At 61.8% G+C, this 14,927-nt stretch carries 22 protein-coding genes and 1 tRNA gene; 12 read left to right on the top strand and 11 right to left on the bottom strand.

The features are described from left to right. Window positions 1–135: 135 nt before the first annotated feature. Complete coding sequence (locus F6X24_RS07690; RefSeq protein ID WP_151087450.1) at window positions 136–975, top strand: SAM hydrolase/SAM-dependent halogenase family protein; 840 nt, start codon at window positions 136–138, stop codon at window positions 973–975. A gap of 57 nt (window positions 976–1,032) precedes the next feature. On the opposite strand, the gene F6X24_RS07685 is transcribed toward F6X24_RS07690, so the two are convergent. Then, entirely contained in the window at window positions 1,033–1,224 is a 192-nt protein-coding gene (locus tag F6X24_RS07685; protein ID WP_151087449.1) for a hypothetical protein, read from the bottom strand. Between the two features lie 126 nt (window positions 1,225–1,350). On the opposite strand from F6X24_RS07685, the gene F6X24_RS07680 reads away from it, so the two are divergent. From F6X24_RS07680 to F6X24_RS07665, 4 genes are all read left to right on the top strand, one after another. Continuing rightward, on the top strand, window positions 1,351–1,638 hold the full coding sequence (locus F6X24_RS07680; protein WP_151087448.1) for a putative quinol monooxygenase: 288 nt from the start codon (window positions 1,351–1,353) through the stop codon (window positions 1,636–1,638). Between the two features lie 51 nt (window positions 1,639–1,689). Further along, complete coding sequence (locus F6X24_RS07675) at window positions 1,690–2,178, top strand: iron-sulfur cluster co-chaperone HscB C-terminal domain-containing protein (protein ID WP_229725418.1); 489 nt, start codon at window positions 1,690–1,692, stop codon at window positions 2,176–2,178. Between the two features lie 82 nt (window positions 2,179–2,260). Continuing rightward, window positions 2,261–2,342, top strand: a tRNA-Leu gene (locus F6X24_RS07670). Between the two features lie 138 nt (window positions 2,343–2,480). Continuing rightward, window positions 2,481–3,794, top strand: a complete 1,314-nt coding sequence (locus F6X24_RS07665) for a site-specific integrase (RefSeq protein WP_191906503.1) — start codon at window positions 2,481–2,483, stop codon at window positions 3,792–3,794. A gap of 157 nt (window positions 3,795–3,951) precedes the next feature. On the opposite strand, the gene F6X24_RS07660 is transcribed toward F6X24_RS07665, so the two are convergent. Then, on the bottom strand, window positions 3,952–4,188 hold the full coding sequence (locus F6X24_RS07660) for a hypothetical protein (protein ID WP_151087446.1): 237 nt from the start codon (window positions 4,186–4,188) through the stop codon (window positions 3,952–3,954). A 70-nt stretch (window positions 4,189–4,258) separates the two neighbouring features. Between F6X24_RS07660 and F6X24_RS07655 the strand changes: the two genes are divergently transcribed. From F6X24_RS07655 to F6X24_RS07630, 6 genes are all read left to right on the top strand, one after another. Further along, window positions 4,259–4,801 (top strand): thermonuclease family protein, encoded by a 543-nt coding sequence (locus tag F6X24_RS07655; protein ID WP_151087445.1) that lies wholly within the window; start codon window positions 4,259–4,261, stop codon window positions 4,799–4,801. A 66-nt stretch (window positions 4,802–4,867) separates the two neighbouring features. Continuing rightward, the gene (locus F6X24_RS07650) at window positions 4,868–5,893 is read left to right on the top strand and encodes a hypothetical protein (protein ID WP_151087444.1); all 1,026 of its coding nucleotides are present in this window, start codon (window positions 4,868–4,870) and stop codon (window positions 5,891–5,893) included. Window positions 5,894–5,975: 82 nt separating this feature from the next. Continuing rightward, complete coding sequence (locus F6X24_RS07645; protein ID WP_151087443.1) at window positions 5,976–6,242, top strand: hypothetical protein; 267 nt, start codon at window positions 5,976–5,978, stop codon at window positions 6,240–6,242. Between the two features lie 21 nt (window positions 6,243–6,263). Beyond that, window positions 6,264–6,812 carry a hypothetical protein gene (locus F6X24_RS07640; protein WP_151087442.1) on the top strand — a complete coding sequence of 183 codons (549 nt, stop codon included), beginning with the start codon at window positions 6,264–6,266 and terminating at the stop codon, window positions 6,810–6,812. A gap of 30 nt (window positions 6,813–6,842) precedes the next feature. Further along, window positions 6,843–7,388 carry a hypothetical protein gene (locus F6X24_RS07635; RefSeq protein ID WP_151087441.1) on the top strand — a complete coding sequence of 182 codons (546 nt, stop codon included), beginning with the start codon at window positions 6,843–6,845 and terminating at the stop codon, window positions 7,386–7,388. Window positions 7,389–7,505: 117 nt separating this feature from the next. After that, a complete protein-coding gene (locus F6X24_RS07630) occupies window positions 7,506–8,618 on the top strand; it encodes a PDDEXK nuclease domain-containing protein (protein WP_151087440.1) in 1,113 nt (370 codons plus the stop codon). A 28-nt stretch (window positions 8,619–8,646) separates the two neighbouring features. On the opposite strand, the gene F6X24_RS07625 is transcribed toward F6X24_RS07630, so the two are convergent. From F6X24_RS07625 to F6X24_RS07600, 6 genes are all read right to left on the bottom strand, one after another. Beyond that, window positions 8,647–9,429, bottom strand: coding sequence for a type IV toxin-antitoxin system AbiEi family antitoxin (locus F6X24_RS07625; RefSeq protein ID WP_191906502.1), 783 nt, complete (start codon window positions 9,427–9,429; stop codon window positions 8,647–8,649). Window positions 9,430–9,751: 322 nt separating this feature from the next. Next, a complete protein-coding gene (locus tag F6X24_RS07620) occupies window positions 9,752–10,429 on the bottom strand; it encodes a PD-(D/E)XK nuclease-like domain-containing protein (protein ID WP_151087438.1) in 678 nt (225 codons plus the stop codon). A gap of 4 nt (window positions 10,430–10,433) precedes the next feature. After that, window positions 10,434–10,877, bottom strand: a complete 444-nt coding sequence (locus F6X24_RS07615; protein ID WP_151087437.1) for a hypothetical protein — start codon at window positions 10,875–10,877, stop codon at window positions 10,434–10,436. Window positions 10,878–10,936: 59 nt separating this feature from the next. Then, the gene (locus F6X24_RS07610; RefSeq protein ID WP_229725416.1) at window positions 10,937–11,683 is read right to left on the bottom strand and encodes a hypothetical protein; all 747 of its coding nucleotides are present in this window, start codon (window positions 11,681–11,683) and stop codon (window positions 10,937–10,939) included. Between the two features lie 42 nt (window positions 11,684–11,725). After that, window positions 11,726–11,962, bottom strand: coding sequence for a hypothetical protein (locus F6X24_RS07605; protein WP_151087436.1), 237 nt, complete (start codon window positions 11,960–11,962; stop codon window positions 11,726–11,728). A 47-nt stretch (window positions 11,963–12,009) separates the two neighbouring features. Further along, the gene (locus F6X24_RS07600; protein ID WP_151087435.1) at window positions 12,010–12,324 is read right to left on the bottom strand and encodes a DUF3846 domain-containing protein; all 315 of its coding nucleotides are present in this window, start codon (window positions 12,322–12,324) and stop codon (window positions 12,010–12,012) included. A 190-nt stretch (window positions 12,325–12,514) separates the two neighbouring features. Here F6X24_RS07600 and F6X24_RS07595 point away from each other — a divergent pair, with 190 nt between their 5' ends. After that, the gene (locus F6X24_RS07595; RefSeq protein WP_151087205.1) at window positions 12,515–13,312 is read left to right on the top strand and encodes an IS5 family transposase; all 798 of its coding nucleotides are present in this window, start codon (window positions 12,515–12,517) and stop codon (window positions 13,310–13,312) included. Here F6X24_RS07595 and F6X24_RS07590 read toward each other — a convergent pair. From F6X24_RS07590 to F6X24_RS07580, 3 genes are read right to left on the bottom strand one after another with little or no spacing between them, the layout of a single operon-like run. After that, the gene (locus F6X24_RS07590; protein WP_151087434.1) at window positions 13,299–13,505 is read right to left on the bottom strand and encodes a hypothetical protein; all 207 of its coding nucleotides are present in this window, start codon (window positions 13,503–13,505) and stop codon (window positions 13,299–13,301) included. The two genes, F6X24_RS07595 and F6X24_RS07590, sit on opposite strands and share 14 nt — an antisense overlap. 49 nt (window positions 13,506–13,554) lie before the next feature. Beyond that, complete coding sequence (locus F6X24_RS07585) at window positions 13,555–13,761, bottom strand: hypothetical protein (RefSeq protein ID WP_151087433.1); 207 nt, start codon at window positions 13,759–13,761, stop codon at window positions 13,555–13,557. Continuing rightward, entirely contained in the window at window positions 13,754–14,152 is a 399-nt protein-coding gene (locus F6X24_RS07580) for a hypothetical protein (protein ID WP_151087432.1), read from the bottom strand. The genes F6X24_RS07585 and F6X24_RS07580 overlap by 8 nt, the downstream gene beginning before the upstream one ends. Window positions 14,153–14,927: the final 775 nt, after the last annotated feature.

The raw sequence follows: 14,927 nt of genomic DNA, 5'->3' as shown, positions 1-14,927 counted from the left end.
TGGCATTATTTTTAAGCGTAGCCCATTGGGCCGGAAACTCCCGGCCGACTACCGGAAATCGGGCTACTTTTGCAGCCGCGCCGGCCGGCTGGCCGGCCACTAAACAATACTACGAAGAACCTGGCAACTGCGGGCATGGGGGTACTGACACTGCTTACGGATTTTGGCTACCGCGACCAGTATGTGGCCGCGCTCAAAGCCCGTTTGCTGCACCTGGCGCCAACCCTGCCGGTGCTCGACCTTACGCACGGGGTCGAACCCTACAACATCGCCCACGCCGTACACGTTCTCCGGGCCGTGTTTCGTGACTTTCCGCTGGGCACCACGCATCTCATTACGGTGAGCGACTACGGAGCCAGCGATGCCGGTGCGGTGGCCGCGCCCGCCTGGCATGCCGCTGAGTTTGAGGGCCACTATTTCGTAGCCGCCGACAACGGCCTGCTGCCCCTGCTTTGCGACGGCATCCCGGCCCAGCTTGTGCGCCTGAATGCCCCGGCCCCACCCGCACCAGCCCCCCCGGCGACCTCGATAGCCGCCGGCAACCTTCAGCCCGTTTCGCTTAACCCTACGCGCGATATTCTGGCGCCGGCGGCTGTGCGCCTCGCCCAGGGGCAGCCGCTGAGCAGCCTCGGCCCACCCGCTACCGAGGCTTACCTGCTCACCAACCGCCAGCTGCGCCTGCAGGACAACCGCATTACCGGCCACGTGGTGCACGTAGACCACTACGGCAACCTGATTACCAACATCTCGCGGGAGGCGGTGGAGGTAGTGGGCCGGGGCCGCCCGGCTACCGTCCATTTTGGCCGCGAGGTGGTGCGCGAGCTGCGCCCGCACTTCGCGGCAGCCCCGCCGGGCGAGATTGTCTGCACATTTAACCCCCAAGGCTGCTTGTCGATAGCCATCAACCAGGGGCACGCCAGCGAGCTGCTAGGCCTTTACTTTGACTCGCAGGTAGATGTGCGCTTTACTGGTTAATCCACAAAAAAGCCCGAACACTATATAGCATCCAGGCTCTGATGTAACCGCTACCAACTATTGCTTGGGAGCCTGAGCAGAGTCTACTTTTACGGCTGTACTATCGGAAGCTTTGTTGGCTTCACTGGGCACTACCACGGCTGTTTTGTCGGTTTCGGTGGTTTTGGGCTTGCTATCGCACGAAGCAAGCAGCGACAGAGCCGTGAGGGCCGGAGCCGCCAGCCAAAAGGCACGGGGAGCGTAACGCATAAAAAAGTCAGTAAAATGTAAAAAATAAGCTGCTATGTACGCCCGGCGGCCGGAAGGGTTAAGCTCGAGCTTACTTTTTAGCACCCCGGCCTCTTAGCTATAACGCCCTGCAAATCAAACTTTCCTGTGCTCATCCGCATCGTTCGCCTCACGCTCCAGCCCGCCCGCACGGCTGATTTCCTCGCCTTGTTCCGGCAATCGGAAAGCCACATTCGGCAGCAGCCCGGCTGCCGCCACCTGGAGCTGTGGCAGGACGCCGACGAGCCGCACATCTACTGCACCTACAGCCAGTGGGACGATATGGCCGCCCTTAATGCCTATCGGCGCTCCGGGCTGTTTGGCCAGGTGTGGCCCGCCACCAAGCGCCTGCTGGCCGAGCCAGCGCAGGCGTTTTCGGTAATAAAAGCCAACTAAAACGCCGGAGTTGTCTTTAATTCTATAACCAAGTGCCGGCCACTTATTTCTATGCCTGATTCACCCAATTACTTCGCCTTTTATGGCCTGCCCGAAGCATTTTTACTTGATGAGGCGGCTCTCAAAGGCAAATACTACCAACTCAGCCGCGAGCTGCACCCCGACTTTCACGCCCAGGACACCCCCGCTGCGCAGGCCGAAGCGCTACGCCTGAGCACGCTCAATACCGACGCCTACCGCACCCTGGCTGACCCTGACTGCCGCATGGCCTACGTGCTGGCCCAGCACGGCCTGCTCGAAGAAGGCAGTGCACAGAATCAACTACCGGCTGACTTCCTGATGGAAGTAATGGACCTCAACGAGCAGCTAATGGAGCTGGAGTTTGAGCCGGACCCGACTGCCAGCGCCAGGCTCGAAGCAGAGGTAGCGACCTTGGCCACTACGCTCGACGCCGGTATTGAGCCCGTACTGGCCGGCTACTCGGGCCTGCCCCCGACCACCGCCCCGCTGCCCTGGCGCAAGTGCGCACGTATTACCTAAAAAAGCGCTATCTCTTGCGGCTTCGCCAGCAGTTGGCTACCTTTGCGGCCCGCTCGTGAATACCGACCGAGCCGGATAAGTTGCCCAGATGGCGGAATCGGTAGACGCGTTGGTCTCAAACACCAATACCGCAAGGTGTGCCGGTTCGACCCCGGCTCTGGGTACTAGAATACATTGACGCCAGGCCCCAAAAGCTGCGAATCCTTCCAGGAATGCAGGTTTTGGGGCCTTTGTGCATCCGGGCCCTAGCCTCATTCAAGACTATTCGCGGACGGGTGCACGTCACTAAAAGCGTCACTAAAATGAAGGTGTCTTTTGTATTGCGGGAAGACTTGATGGATAAGGCCGGACTCGCGCCCGTGTTCTTGAATGCATCGTTTGATGGGAAGCGGCTGCGCTGCTTTACCAAGGAGAAGTGCCGGCCGGCGGAATGGAATGCGAGCAAGCAGGAATTCCGCAAGGCGTTTACGGGCCAAGAAGAGGCCAATGACTATCTGGAAAAGCTGGCAGAGCGGTTGAAGAACCGCTATCGGGACTTGCGGAGTGCGGGCGTGGCCCCTACCGTGGCCCTGATGCGGGAAGCAACGCAGCCGGTTGAGGTGGCGGAGCCCGAAGCGCCGGAGGTGCTGCGGCTGGTGGACTTGTTCGATGAGTACCGCGAGGTGCTGCACGGGCGGGGCTTTGCCTTCAACACCCTGCGCCACTACAACACGGCGCGCAACTGGCTGGCGAAGTTTGAGAAGCACTTGAAGCAGCAGCTGGAGCCCGCGACCTATACGCTGCCGGTGCACGACCAATTCGTGCACTTTTTGCGGGTCAAGCACGGGATGGGCGCCAATGGCTTGTTCTCGATTTTGAAGGACCTGAAGAAGTTTCTGCGCCACTTGCAGCAAGACCGGGGGCTAGCCCTGGGGCTGGATTTGGGCCGCATGGAAGTACGCTGGTCGGATGTGCCCAAAACGTACTTGACGGCGGCCAACCTTGCCGCGCTGGCCAGGGCGGTGCTGCCGAGCAACTTGGTGCCCGTGCGGGACGTGTTTCTGTTTTGCTGCTATACGGGCCTGCGCTACTCAGATGCCCTGCAGCTGCACCCTGGCAACCTCCATGCGTGGAACGGCCGGCGGGTGCTGCGTCTGGTGCAAACCAAAACACGGCGGCCGGTGAGCATTTACTTGACCGAGGCGGCGGGGGCCATTCTGGATAAGTACGCAGCGGGCGAAGAGCGGGCGCGGCTGCTACCGGTGCTGGCCAACCCCGTGATGAACCGCTACCTCAAGCGCATTGGCGCGTTGGCCGGACTCGCTAACCCGGTGGAGACGATGGAGATGGTAGGCGGGCAGGTGGTGAAGAAGTCGGTGCCGACTTACGAGCTGGTCACGATGCACACGGCTCGACACACCTTCGCTACGCAGTCGCTGCTACGGGGCGTGTCGCCGGCAGTGCTGCAGCAGATAATGGGGCACTCGAAGCTGCAAACCACCATGCACTACGCCAAAATAGTGGAGGACTTTCAGCACCAGGCGTTGCAGTTGGCCTGGGATGGCCCGGCCCTGGGTGAGCAGCCAGCGATGACGGTAGTAGCCGGGGAGGTATGCGTGGCAGCTGCGGCGGCCTAACCTTTACGCTGGAAAAGAAAACGGCCCGTTCCCTAGTGGGGGCGGGCCGTTTTGTTGCCGGGCTCATACTACTGCTATGCTTCCACTATGCTCGCGCTGCGGTGCGGTTGCGGTAGGCGATGAGAACCGATGAGAATTGCAGGCCTTATACTATCACCTAGACGGCGCGGCGCAGAGGCGGGGTAGTGCTGCTGACTTGGCGGTTGAGGGCGGCGGTTACTTCCTGCTCGTTAAGGCCGGTGTGGTGGCAGAAGTCGGCTACGGTGAGCAGGGCCCCGGTGGGCTTGCCGGCAGCGGCGCGCGCTTGGCGCAGCAGGCGCTTGGCCGCGTCGTAGCTGCGGCCGGTCAGGGCAGCCACGTCCTTGGGATAAATGCAGATTCGGAGCGGGGGCATATGAGGGCGTAATGGGGCAAACGGGGCACTGCGAAGATAATTCAGGTTAAGTGCCCGCTAGCTTCGTTCCATGAAAAATGCAATTAGCAAGTGTGGGCTTTTGTTGCTGACCGCGGGGCTGTGGGCGGGGTCGGCACAGGGGCAAACCGTAGAGGCAGGCCGGGTGGTACGGGTGGTAGATGGCGACACCTACGACGTGCTGGCCGGGGGCGCGGTGCGCCGGGTACGGCTGCTGGGCGTGGATGCCCCCGAGCACGACCAGGCATTTGGCGCGCAGGCCACCGACTCGGTGCGGCAGCTGCTTTGGCCCGAGCGGCGGGTGTGGCTGACGCGGCAAGGCCTCGACCTATATGGGCGGATGCTGGCCACGGTGCGGCTGCCGGTAGCTAGTGGGCCAGCCCTGGCGCTGGACTCGCTGCTAGTGGTGCGCGGGTGGGCCTGGGCGTGGGACCCCACGCGCCGGCTAGCCGCGCGGGCCGCGCAACAGGCGGCGGCAATAGCGGGTGGGCGGGGCCTGTGGAAGTGCGGCGCCGGGGAAGCGCTGCTGCCGAGCCAATGGCGCAAAATGACTTATCGAATCAAGCGGCGCTACGGGGTGGGCTGCACCTGGTAGCAAGGCCGCGTAACGGCAAGCAGCCAAACGCAAACTATTTTTTAACCTTTTACCTACTTAATTACGATGGCACGTCAGACGGGCATACTCGGCATTCAGGGCACCGTAGGTGGCCTGGTGTTTAATAAAAACGGGAGCATCTCCCAGAAGCCGCAGAGCAATAAGGCGGCCTTCGCCAGCGCCCCGAGCCGGGCGCGCACGCGGGAAAACGCCAGCGAGTTTGGGGCAGCGGCTTCGGCGGGCAAGCTGCTGCGCGACTCCTTGCGGGTGGCAATTCAGGCGGCCAGCGATACGCGCATGGTGTCGCGCCTGACGCAGGCTATGCGCGCCGCCATCTCGCTGGACATGACCAACGACCGGGGGCAGCGCCAGGTGCTCAAGGACAACCTGGCTGCGCTGCTGGGCTTCAACTTCAACAACGGGGCGGGTATCGCGCAGAACCTGTTCTTCCAATACACCGTGACGGGTAGCGGCTCGGACGTGACGCTCACTATTCCGAGCCTGAACCCGCTGACGGATATTGCCGCGCCGCAGGGGGCTACGCACTACGAGCTGGTGCTCGGGGCCTCGTCGGTGGATTTCATGGGCAAGACCTACCAACAGGCCGCCGTAGCGCAGCCGCTGGGCATCCTGGCGCTGAACGGGGCGGCCCTGGCCAACAAGACAGTAGTGGCTTCATTGCCCAGTGCGCCGGCGGCGGATGACTTGGTAGTAGGGGTGCTGGGCATCAACTACTATCAACAGCTCAACGGCAAATACTACCCCCTGAACAACAACGCCAATAACCCGCTGGCGGTGGAGTATGTGAACGTGGTGGCTTCAACCGGTGGCTCTAACGTGAACTTCGACACGAACCTGACGGGCCCGAACGACAACGCCCAGGGTGTAACGCTCGCCGCCTCAACCGGTGACTTGTTCAAGTTCAATGCCCTGACTACCGGCGGCTCGGCCCCGGCCAGCATGGACATCTCGGTGGGTGGTGCACAGGTGGCCAGCGTGGCCTACCTGGACCGCTACACTGGTAAGACATTCAGCTTCAGCCACGCCGGCGTGACCCACACGGACGCGTTTGCGGCGACGGTGAACTTCTAAGCCTGGCGGCTTAGAGACTAATGGGCCGGCCCTGGTAGCGATGCCGGGGCCGGCTTTTTTCTACCCCTCATTTCTCGTGGTGATGACCATGCATTCGGAAACAACCCACGCGGGGCTAGTACTGGCGCAGCTGCGCATTACGGCCGTGCAGCCGGTAGCCAGCCTGAACGGGCGGCAGGCACAGGTGGCGCTGGCGGACTGGCTGGTGGCCGTGGTGCAGGCGCCGGCGGGCCAACCTAACGATTGGCAGCGCGCCTTTGCGGTGGGCGCTACCTGGCCGCTCACTTCTTTCCCGGCGAACTACGTGCTGCTGGGCTACCTCGACCCGCGCGACTTACTGGCCATCTAACCCTTTAACTTTTTCTTTTTGATGAGTACGATAAGCAAAAAACTGGTGGGCTTCCTCTACAGCGGGGAAGTCCAGGCGCTGGCTTCAGTCAGCTGGAAAACGAATGCCAATGCCGTGTACGGCATCAACAGCGCGGGCACGGGCTACCAGGTATTTAAGCCCGGCAACACCTTCAACTCCCTCACCCAGCTCGCGCCCGATGGCGTGTACATCTTGGATGCGGCCACCACGGGCTTCGAGTTGCCGGGGGCCATGCTCACGGCCGCGGCGGGGGTAGGCGCCCCCACGGGGACGATAACCGTGTCGTCGCTGGTGCCGACCATGACCCCGGACGGCCTGCAACTGCAGTTCGGGGCCAGCAGCACCAACGGCGGGCTCATTACCCTGGTGCTGGATGCGCCCATTCCTAGCCACGATGCCGATGTGCAGTATGGTATTTCCAGCTTCTGCACCCCGCACGGGCCGGAACTCCTCTACACGGCCATTACGGCGCCGGGCACCTACTATGCCCACTTCTACGATGCCAAGGGTGTGCACGTGGTGCGCGATTTTACCATTCAGCCCGCTTAACCCAGGCCCTACCCTCTTTACCCTTTTTGTATGAGTACGATTAGCAAACAGCTCACCGGCTTTCTGTTCAGCGGTGCTGCTCAGGTGCTAGCCTCGGCCAGCTGGAAAACCAACGCCAATGCCGTGTATGGCATCAACAGCGCGGGTACGGGTTATCAGGTGTTCAAGCCGAGCAACACCTTCAATTCGCTCACGCAGCTGGTGCCCGATGGCATGTACATTCTGGATGCCGACAAGCTGGGTTTCGACTTGCCAGGGGCTACGCTGACGGCGAGCACCGCCACGGTACCGGCCGCTGGGGCGTTGACGCTGGATAGCTTCCTGCATAGCTTTTCAAATGGCTACGATAACCTCACCCTGCAAGTCTCCTCGCCGGAGGCGACGGATAAAGAGTTCTTGCTCGTGTTTGATTCGCCGGGGGCCTACTCCTACAAGCTGGCGCTAAACGACACGATTAGTATGTCGGTGCCGAACGTGGCGGTGGGACAGGTCATCACACTCACGGCGGTGGCCCCGTCGGGAGCACGACTGACGCACACATTTACGGTAGGTGAGACTACCGCTGCCGCGTTGTAAACGGCTTTGTAGCAGCCTTGAATAGCAACGAGAAGCCGGTTCCCTGATAGGGAGCCGGCTTTTTCCATGGCTGCCAGCCTCGCTTTGGACTCAATAGCCCGGCGTATCTTGGCCCGTATGGCAGAAATTACGCTTTCGACACTAGCGGAACAGATTGGGCAGCTACACGCACAAACGCAGCGGGCGGCGGCGGCGCAGATAAACTACTGGCTGACGGTGCGTAACTGGCTTATCGGGTGGCACATTGCCGAATATGAGCAGGGCGGCAGCGACCGGGCCACGTATGGTGAGCAACTGCTATCGGAGCTGGCGCTACAGCTACGCGATGTTAAAGGGCTAGCGGAGCGGCGGCTTTATCAGTGCCGCGAGTTTTACCAAGCCTACCCCCTAATTTTGCAGACAGTGTCTGCAGAATTACAACGCGCTGGTTTTCTGGATACTGCTAGCTTCCCAGCGCTCCCAACAGTTGAGGAGTCGGTAGGGCAAGACGCCTTGCCGGGCATTGCCCCTACCCTACTGCTGACGCGGCTCAGCTTCTCGCATTTTCTGGAATTGCTGGCTCTGGACCGGCCGTTGCAGCGGGCCTTTTACGAGGTGCAGGCGGTGAAAAACAGTTGGTCGGTACGGGAGTTGAAGCGGGCTATCAATTCGGCGCTGTACGAGCGCACGGGGCTCTCTACCGATAAGGTGGCGGTGCTGGCGGGCCATGCCGGGGCGCAGCCGCTGGTGGTGGCTGACGTGGTGAAGAACCCCTATGTGCTGGAATTTTTGGGGCTAGAAGAACGGGCTAGCTACAGCGAGAGCGACTTGGAAACGGCCATCATTGCGCACTTGCAGACGTTTCTGGTGGAGATGGGGCGGGGCTTCTGCTTCGAGGCGCGGCAGAAGCGCATCACCTTTGACAACGAGCACTACTTCATTGACCTGGTGTTTTACCACCGCATTTTGAAGTGCCACGTGCTGGTGGATTTGAAGATTGGGGCGTTCAGCCATGCCGACGCGGGGCAGATGAACGTGTATTTGAACTACTACCGGGAGCAGGAGATGACCGAGGGCGACAATCCGCCGGTGGGGCTGATTCTGTGCGCGCAGAAGAATGACACGCTGGTACGCTACGCCACCACGGGCATGGCCGAGCAGCTATTCGTGAGCAAGTACCAAGTGAATTTGCCTTCGGAAGAGGAGTTGCAGGCGCTGGTAAGGGAAGAGCAAGAGCGAATGCAAGGGTAATTGTTGGTAGCCGGGCTGGCAGGCTACTTCACTTCAAGTACTGCTCGGCCAGCATGGCGGCTACTTCCTGGTTGCGGGGGTCGCCGCTCAGGATTAGGTCTGCGTAGGCTAGCAGCGGTGAAACGCAGTTGGGGAGAGGAGTTTCCGTGGGTGGCTCCTCAAACGGCACCAACACTTGCACTCGCCCGTTGGGGTCAGGTATCAGGCGCATGGTCCCCATCAACTCGCCGCGCGGGGCGGTGGTGTACAAGGTAAAATCCAGGGGTAGCAGGTAGCCATCGAGCAGCAAATGGGCGGCGGGCTCCCCGCCCCAGCGGGTGCCCGCTGGCAGGGGCACTTGCTGCCAGCCGTTGCGCGCCCGCTCCGGCTCCAGCCAGCGGTAGCGCCCCGCTACGAGCTTGGGGCGTAGGGTTTCGCCGTAGGCATCTATCCAGCGCCGCCGCAGCTCCGTGAGCCGTAGTAAGCGCCGTGGTTTCTCCTGGCGCAGGTAGTCTTGGCTTTGCAAACTCAGGAGTGCCCGCCCGACGGTGGCCGTCGGCAGCCCGGCCCGCGCTGCTATGGCGCGGTAGGGCTCGCGCACTAGTTGCGACTCCAGCAACAGCGCGTACAAGAGCCGGAGCCCGTTCCTGCTAAACAGCTGTCCACCGGCGGCCTGCGTGGCTACTTGGGGCCGTGCCCGGCCCAGGATTAGTATGGCTAGCTCGTGCGCCGCGTCGCTCAGCCAGGCGTTACCCGCCCGGTCGAGGTAGCAGAAGCCTTGGGCTCGTAGCTGGGCACCTTGCGACTCTCCCACGTAGGGCACCACTAGCACGGTTCCTGGCTCAGGCTGTCGTAGTTCGGCGGCATTGCTTAGCCAGCCAGGGCGCACTAGGAGGCGAAAGCTAGTGTGCTTACTTATTCGTAAGTACAGTCCCTCCCTGCTTGGCTTGGCTTTCATAGGCAATTGCTTGGGTAGTAATCCACTCAGCGCCGTTAGGGCATCATCCAGCAACGCTTTTTCTTCCGGGGTTTGTCTCATTACTACTAGTTGTCTCAGATTTCAAGACAAAGTAATGAGACGGGATGAAGTCAACGGCTTACCTACTGGTCTCAAACGACAACGGCCCACTTCCTGCGAAGTGGGCCGTTGTCGTTTAAGCAGCTTGGGCTAGAGCAGGCAAACATTGATGACCTGTGAGTTGGCGGGCATGGTAGCGCAGCAGAGCGGCGTACTTCTTGCGGCCCTGCTCGATGAGGCCAGGCATGGCGGTTAATTCAACGCGCCATACTTCGTGCGGAGCTTTCTTTTGCACGCCGATGATGAGGAAACGCGTCGCGCTCAGTACGTCGAGATAGAGCGCGGCCTGGCGGTCGTAGTCGTATTTCTCGATGGTGGCCAGGAAATGAGCCAGGTCAGGGGCGCTGCTGGTTTTGAAGTCGATGAGGGTGAGCTGGCGGCCGGCGCGGCTATGCACGAGCAGGTCGGGGCGCAGCTTCACCCCTACCCCGGTGGCGGTGTGGACGGCGGTGTAGGACTGCTCGGCCTGGCCGCGGTAGAGCAAGTCGCGGCAGTAGCGTTGGCGGCGCAGTTGGCGGGCTAGCATTTCGAGGTCGGGCCACTTGATACCGCGCTCGTCGGTGCGCTGGTAGTATTGGGGTTCCAGCACGGCGGTGTGAAAATGGGAGCCGAAAGCCAGGGCCACGGGGTTGGGCCGACGCAGCTGGCCCAGGATGCTAGCCTTGAGGTCGGACAGGTCGGTATTGGAGACGTGCGGCAGGGCGCGGTGCTGGGCCTGGGTCAGGTCGGGATGATGGGTAAGGGAGTGAAACATCTTTTCAGTTATCAATTAACAGTGAGCAATTATCAATGGCTAGCAGCGGGTAGGCGGCCTGGAGGGCACGCTTTTGCTTTTCCAGCTGGCGGGCCTGGCGTAGCTGCTGCGGGCTTTGGGGGCGGTATAGCTCGCCGCGAGCGGCCGGGCGCGGGCAGTGCTGGCGCTTTTCTTCCTGAGATAGAAAGCTGCTATTGTCTGCATCACGGTCGAAGGCAAAGGCTAAGCAGGTGGGTCGCAAGTGAAACACTTCAAGTAGTTGCCAGCCCTTGCGGTCGCAGAGGTAGCGAAGCGACTTCTGCGCGTCATCGGCGTCGGTGCCCTGCACTTCGGCTAAGTCAATCCACTGCTTTTTGCGCTTGTTGGATTTGAGCACTCGGAATTGCGCCTGCCAGCACCAACTAAAGCAGTAGCGCGAGAGGAGCGGATATTTACGGCTGGTTTCCATATGGTTGGCTAGTTGAAGTGGCACTTAGGCCCCCACCCAAACGGGCGGGGGCGGTAGCACTAGGCAGCAGCAGGCAACTCGGCGGCGGGGGTGTGGGGGTGGCTTACGCCTTCCTCCGGTTCGCCGTCCTCGGGCACGGTGTAGCCGTGCTGGATGCGGATGTCGGCCGCGCCGGTGTGGGTTTCGGCTCGCCAGATGGGCAGGTCGCGGGCGTAGTCGCGGCGGGCGGCTACCTCCTCGGCGGGTGCGGGCTCGTAGCTGAACTGGGCGATGTAGTAGGTCGCCGTTTTGCCTTCCTTGGTGGTCTGCTTCTTCTCGGTGGTCACTTTTACCACCACGTCGGCCAGGGTCAGGTCGTCGTAAAACAGCGGCTCAATGAGGCGATAGAGGTTTTCCACACTATAGCCGTGGAAAAGCACCGCACAGATTGCGCCCTTGTCGTCGGCGAAAAACAGCTCGGCCCAGAGCTTGCGGCCCATGTTGAGAATATCGTCCTGGAAGATGCGCCAGGCCAGCGGGATGAAGCGGAGTGAGTTGCCCAGCGGCACTGTGCCGCCGATGTTGAACTGGCCGGCCTTGGCATCGAAGCGCACCTGGCGGGGGTGACCGGGCAGATAGCGAAAGCGCGACACCTGCGCGACTTCGCCGCTGGCCTCATCCACTTTGTCGATGAGGTAGGCACGGGTGGGCAGCCCCACCCCCGGCCCTACGGGGGAGGGGAGTCCGATGAGGGCGGCCGAGGCTTCGATGGGAGCGGCGGGCAGGCTAGCGATTCCCTGCAATTGGGTTTTTGGTGTAGTAGACATGGGGTTAGGGAGGTGGTGAGGTAAAAAATGAGTTTGGTTGGTTTACTTGGCCACATAGGCCGTAAACCGTTCAGTAGCAGCGTGTGGGAACTGTCTTAGATATTCCTCCCTAGCCGCTTTCTTGTCGGTCGCATAGACTACTGCACCGGCGCCGACCGAATGATTCTCGATGTAGAAGGGGCGTTTCATGTCCTTTTGGGCTACTTTTCTCAAGTCGCGCAGTAGCTTTTTAGTCTCTGACCTGCTACCACTTAGTGCGCTGAAGACGGGGGCTTTCATTGATGCTAGGGAAAATTTGGGGCCGCCCTGCAGCGGCCCCTGAGTGGTTAGCGGAATTGCTGGTCGTGGCAGAGAATGGCCCGGCCCACGATGGCATCGACGCCACGGGCGGCGGGCTGGTGCTGGTGCCACAAGTAGGTAGCCAGCAGATTGAGGTAGGCGGGGTTGCGAAACTTGCCTTCATCGTCAATGATGAGAATCAGCTCATCGGTGAGGCGCACCACGTCGACTAGCTCGCAATCGAGCAAGCGGTACAACTCAGCTAGTTTGAAGCTGCGGCCATTGGCTGGGCTGACGGGCTGGGGCTCGGCGGCGTGCGGGTCGAGTAGATGAGGCTGGTAGGTGACAGTAGTTGTAGGCATGGGTGAAAGAGGAAGTGGGGCCAGCACAGGGCAGCCCCCAGGTGGCTAAAAGGAGGAAGCGGGGCCGGGGGCACCGTCGAAGCTGCCGACGGCAGCTAGGGCGCGGGCAGCGGGGTATGCGTGCGCTGACTCATGGAAGAGCTGCACCGCAGCGGCTAGAGCCTGTTCTGTACTCTAGCTAAATTTGGGCATGGCAAAAGTAGCGCATTACCCGAGCGACATTTCCGATGATGAATGGGCCTTTGTGTGCCCCTATTTGTGTTTGATGCGCGAAGACGCACCTCAGCGGGAGCATCCCTTGCGGGCGCTGCTCAACGGCTTGCGCTACCTGGCCCACACGGGCTGCCCCTGGCGCTACCTGCCCGGCGACCTGCCACCCTGGTCGGCCGTTTACCAGCAATGGGAACGCTGGCGCGATGCTCGCGTGTTTGAACGTATCGTACAAGATTTGAACGAGTTGCAGCGCGTGCTGCTGGGGCGGTCGGCCACGCCCACGGCCGTTATTTTCGACGGGCGGACCCTGCAAAGCACGCCAGAGAGCGGGCACCGGGCGGGTTACGACGGCGCAAAGAGGCGCAAGGGTAGCAAGGCCCACATCGCCGTCGACACCCTGGGCCAGTTGCTGAGCGTCGTCATCACGCCAGCCAACGAACAAGAGCGGGCGCAAGTGGGCGAGTTGTGCCGGCAGGTGCAGGAGATTACGGGCCAAACCGTGCAGGTAGGCTTTGGGGACCAGGGCTACACGGGGGAAGACCCGGCATACGAGGCCGCCGTGCATGATATTGACTTACAGGTCATAACCAAGCCCGAAGGTCAGACGGGTTTCGTCCTGTTGCCCCGTCGCTGGGTGGTCGAACGCAGTTTTGCCTGGTGCAGCCGCTTCCGGCGACTGGCCCGCGACCACGAACGCTTGAGCCAGACCTTGCAACAGCTGCATTTTGTCGTTTTCGCCTGTATTATGCTCGCTAGGCATGCTAATAGTGCATAACAGGTTCTAGGGCTTCGTAGCAGGTGGCACCGGTACCGTGATAGTGGCCAGGGCAGCCTGAATCGGGCGGGGTACTGACGGTGAGCGCGTAGCGAGTGCCGCGGGCACTGGCGTAGCCGCGCACCGAGCAGCCGGGCAAGGGAAAGCAGGCGGCGGCCACCTGCGAAAAGCTGGGACTGAGGCGGGCAATCATGCTAGAGGGCTAGAGTGGCCCGCCCCACCGATGGGCGCGGGCCGAATGACTAGAGGAAACCTTGCCAGTGGCAAGGGTCAGTGGCAGGCTCATCGAGCGGGCCAGCGCTGGGCGGAGCCAGGTAGTAGGGACGCTGGGACGGGGCGGCCTGCTTATCGAGGCGGGCCAGCAACTCTTTAATGCGGGCGCGTTGGGCGGCTTCCGGCTGGGCCGCCCCCGTAGTGGGAGCGGCAGGCGGGGTAGCAAGCCTAGGCATGGGCATAGTGGGTGAGCGGCACGTAGGAGCACCCACACTCGCCGAAGTGGTCGCGGCCTTCGCCGCAGCTAGCGCACACCACAACGGGCAACGCGGGGACTGAACCACCGGCAAACAGGTACTCGGCCTGGGCCACTATTGCGCCAGCACTGGACACGCATACGGCAAGGCCAGCGGCGGCGGCAGCCTGCACAGCGGCCAGCACGGCGGCAAAGGGACACGGACGCTCCTCTTGAAAGCACCGGCTGCCCGCCTCGCCGGGGTGGTAGCTAGCCCGGTAGGTAGTAGTAGCATGACCGCAGGCGCTACGGTAGCTGACAATGGAGGCAAAGAAGGTGGTGCCGGGCCAAGCGGCCTGGGCTAGCTGGGTGAACTGAACGGAGGTAAGCATGGCTGCAAGTGTTAGCCGTGAGGTGCCCCGCGCCGTAGGCCTCCGGTGGGGCGGGTAGCCAGGCCCTTCCTAACTACCTTACAAATATACGCAATATGTGCGAATATGTTGCATAACTTAGCAACTAATGTGCAACAATAAATGCAATAGTTTTACACCAACAACACGAGCGCTTTACCGAAAAAAGTGCTAAAGGAGCAACAGACCAACGAGAGCTGAATACCTTGCCCTGGGGGTGTGGGGGACGGGCTGAGGCCCCCACTAGACACTGCCCGAAGGGCGCCTTATGAGGGCGGTGCGGGAGGTTCTGGGGAGGGCCCGAGGAAGATGACCGGGCGTTAGCCGGGGCATGCTGATAGGGGGTGTGGGGGGCCGCCCCCACTTAATACTCCGCGAAGCGGGCCTTAGTCGTGCGGTGGGGAGAGGCGCTGGCTGCCGCGCTGCGGAGGGGGTAGCGGCTGGTGGGCGGTGGCCTGCGCTGGGGCGGTGGGTACGCGGGGGTGCCGCCGGGCTGCCCGTGGTGGGTTAAGGGGCTGGCGGGCTGCACGGGGGCGGTGCGGCTGGCTGGCGAATGGGGAGTAGCAGATGAAGCGGGGGTAGCAGCTGACTCGGTGCGATGGGCAGAGGGGCGGGCCAGGGCTGCAACGACCGAAGCGACTGGAGCGCAGCAAGCGTAGAGAATGAGGAGCGCAACGCAGAGAAGCGACGAATGAACGTAGCGCCGCGTCGCGGAGGGAGCGCAGGGAGTGAAGGCCCTGGCTGGCGCCGGAGCGTA

This window comes from Hymenobacter baengnokdamensis, assembly GCF_008728635.1.
GTDB lineage: Bacteria > Bacteroidota > Bacteroidia > Cytophagales > Hymenobacteraceae > Hymenobacter > Hymenobacter baengnokdamensis.
Note: the sequence above shows the minus strand (reverse complement) of the source record. Positions and strands in the feature narration are given on the sequence as shown.

Excerpts from the sequence above, each read along its gene's own strand:
- F6X24_RS07690 (WP_151087450.1), top strand. The coding sequence starts at position 136 with ATGGGGGTACTGACACTGCTTACGGATTTTGGCTACCGCGACCAGTAT.
- F6X24_RS07685 (WP_151087449.1), bottom strand. The coding sequence starts at position 1,224 with ATGCGTTACGCTCCCCGTGCCTTTTGGCTGGCGGCTCCGGCCCTCACG.
- F6X24_RS07675 (WP_229725418.1), top strand. The coding sequence starts at position 1,690 with ATGCCTGATTCACCCAATTACTTCGCCTTTTATGGCCTGCCCGAAGCA.
- F6X24_RS07665 (WP_191906503.1), top strand. The coding sequence starts at position 2,481 with ATGAAGGTGTCTTTTGTATTGCGGGAAGACTTGATGGATAAGGCCGGA.
- F6X24_RS07660 (WP_151087446.1), bottom strand. The coding sequence starts at position 4,188 with ATGCCCCCGCTCCGAATCTGCATTTATCCCAAGGACGTGGCTGCCCTG.
- F6X24_RS07655 (WP_151087445.1), top strand. The coding sequence starts at position 4,259 with ATGAAAAATGCAATTAGCAAGTGTGGGCTTTTGTTGCTGACCGCGGGG.
- F6X24_RS07650 (WP_151087444.1), top strand. The coding sequence starts at position 4,868 with ATGGCACGTCAGACGGGCATACTCGGCATTCAGGGCACCGTAGGTGGC.
- F6X24_RS07645 (WP_151087443.1), top strand. The coding sequence starts at position 5,976 with ATGACCATGCATTCGGAAACAACCCACGCGGGGCTAGTACTGGCGCAG.
- F6X24_RS07640 (WP_151087442.1), top strand. The coding sequence starts at position 6,264 with ATGAGTACGATAAGCAAAAAACTGGTGGGCTTCCTCTACAGCGGGGAA.
- F6X24_RS07635 (WP_151087441.1), top strand. The coding sequence starts at position 6,843 with ATGAGTACGATTAGCAAACAGCTCACCGGCTTTCTGTTCAGCGGTGCT.
- F6X24_RS07630 (WP_151087440.1), top strand. The coding sequence starts at position 7,506 with ATGGCAGAAATTACGCTTTCGACACTAGCGGAACAGATTGGGCAGCTA.
- F6X24_RS07620 (WP_151087438.1), bottom strand. The coding sequence starts at position 10,429 with ATGTTTCACTCCCTTACCCATCATCCCGACCTGACCCAGGCCCAGCAC.
- F6X24_RS07615 (WP_151087437.1), bottom strand. The coding sequence starts at position 10,877 with ATGGAAACCAGCCGTAAATATCCGCTCCTCTCGCGCTACTGCTTTAGT.
- F6X24_RS07610 (WP_229725416.1), bottom strand. The coding sequence starts at position 11,683 with ATGTCTACTACACCAAAAACCCAATTGCAGGGAATCGCTAGCCTGCCC.
- F6X24_RS07605 (WP_151087436.1), bottom strand. The coding sequence starts at position 11,962 with ATGAAAGCCCCCGTCTTCAGCGCACTAAGTGGTAGCAGGTCAGAGACT.
- F6X24_RS07600 (WP_151087435.1), bottom strand. The coding sequence starts at position 12,324 with ATGCCTACAACTACTGTCACCTACCAGCCTCATCTACTCGACCCGCAC.
- F6X24_RS07595 (WP_151087205.1), top strand. The coding sequence starts at position 12,515 with ATGGCAAAAGTAGCGCATTACCCGAGCGACATTTCCGATGATGAATGG.
- F6X24_RS07590 (WP_151087434.1), bottom strand. The coding sequence starts at position 13,505 with ATGATTGCCCGCCTCAGTCCCAGCTTTTCGCAGGTGGCCGCCGCCTGC.
- F6X24_RS07585 (WP_151087433.1), bottom strand. The coding sequence starts at position 13,761 with ATGCCTAGGCTTGCTACCCCGCCTGCCGCTCCCACTACGGGGGCGGCC.
- F6X24_RS07580 (WP_151087432.1), bottom strand. The coding sequence starts at position 14,152 with ATGCTTACCTCCGTTCAGTTCACCCAGCTAGCCCAGGCCGCTTGGCCC.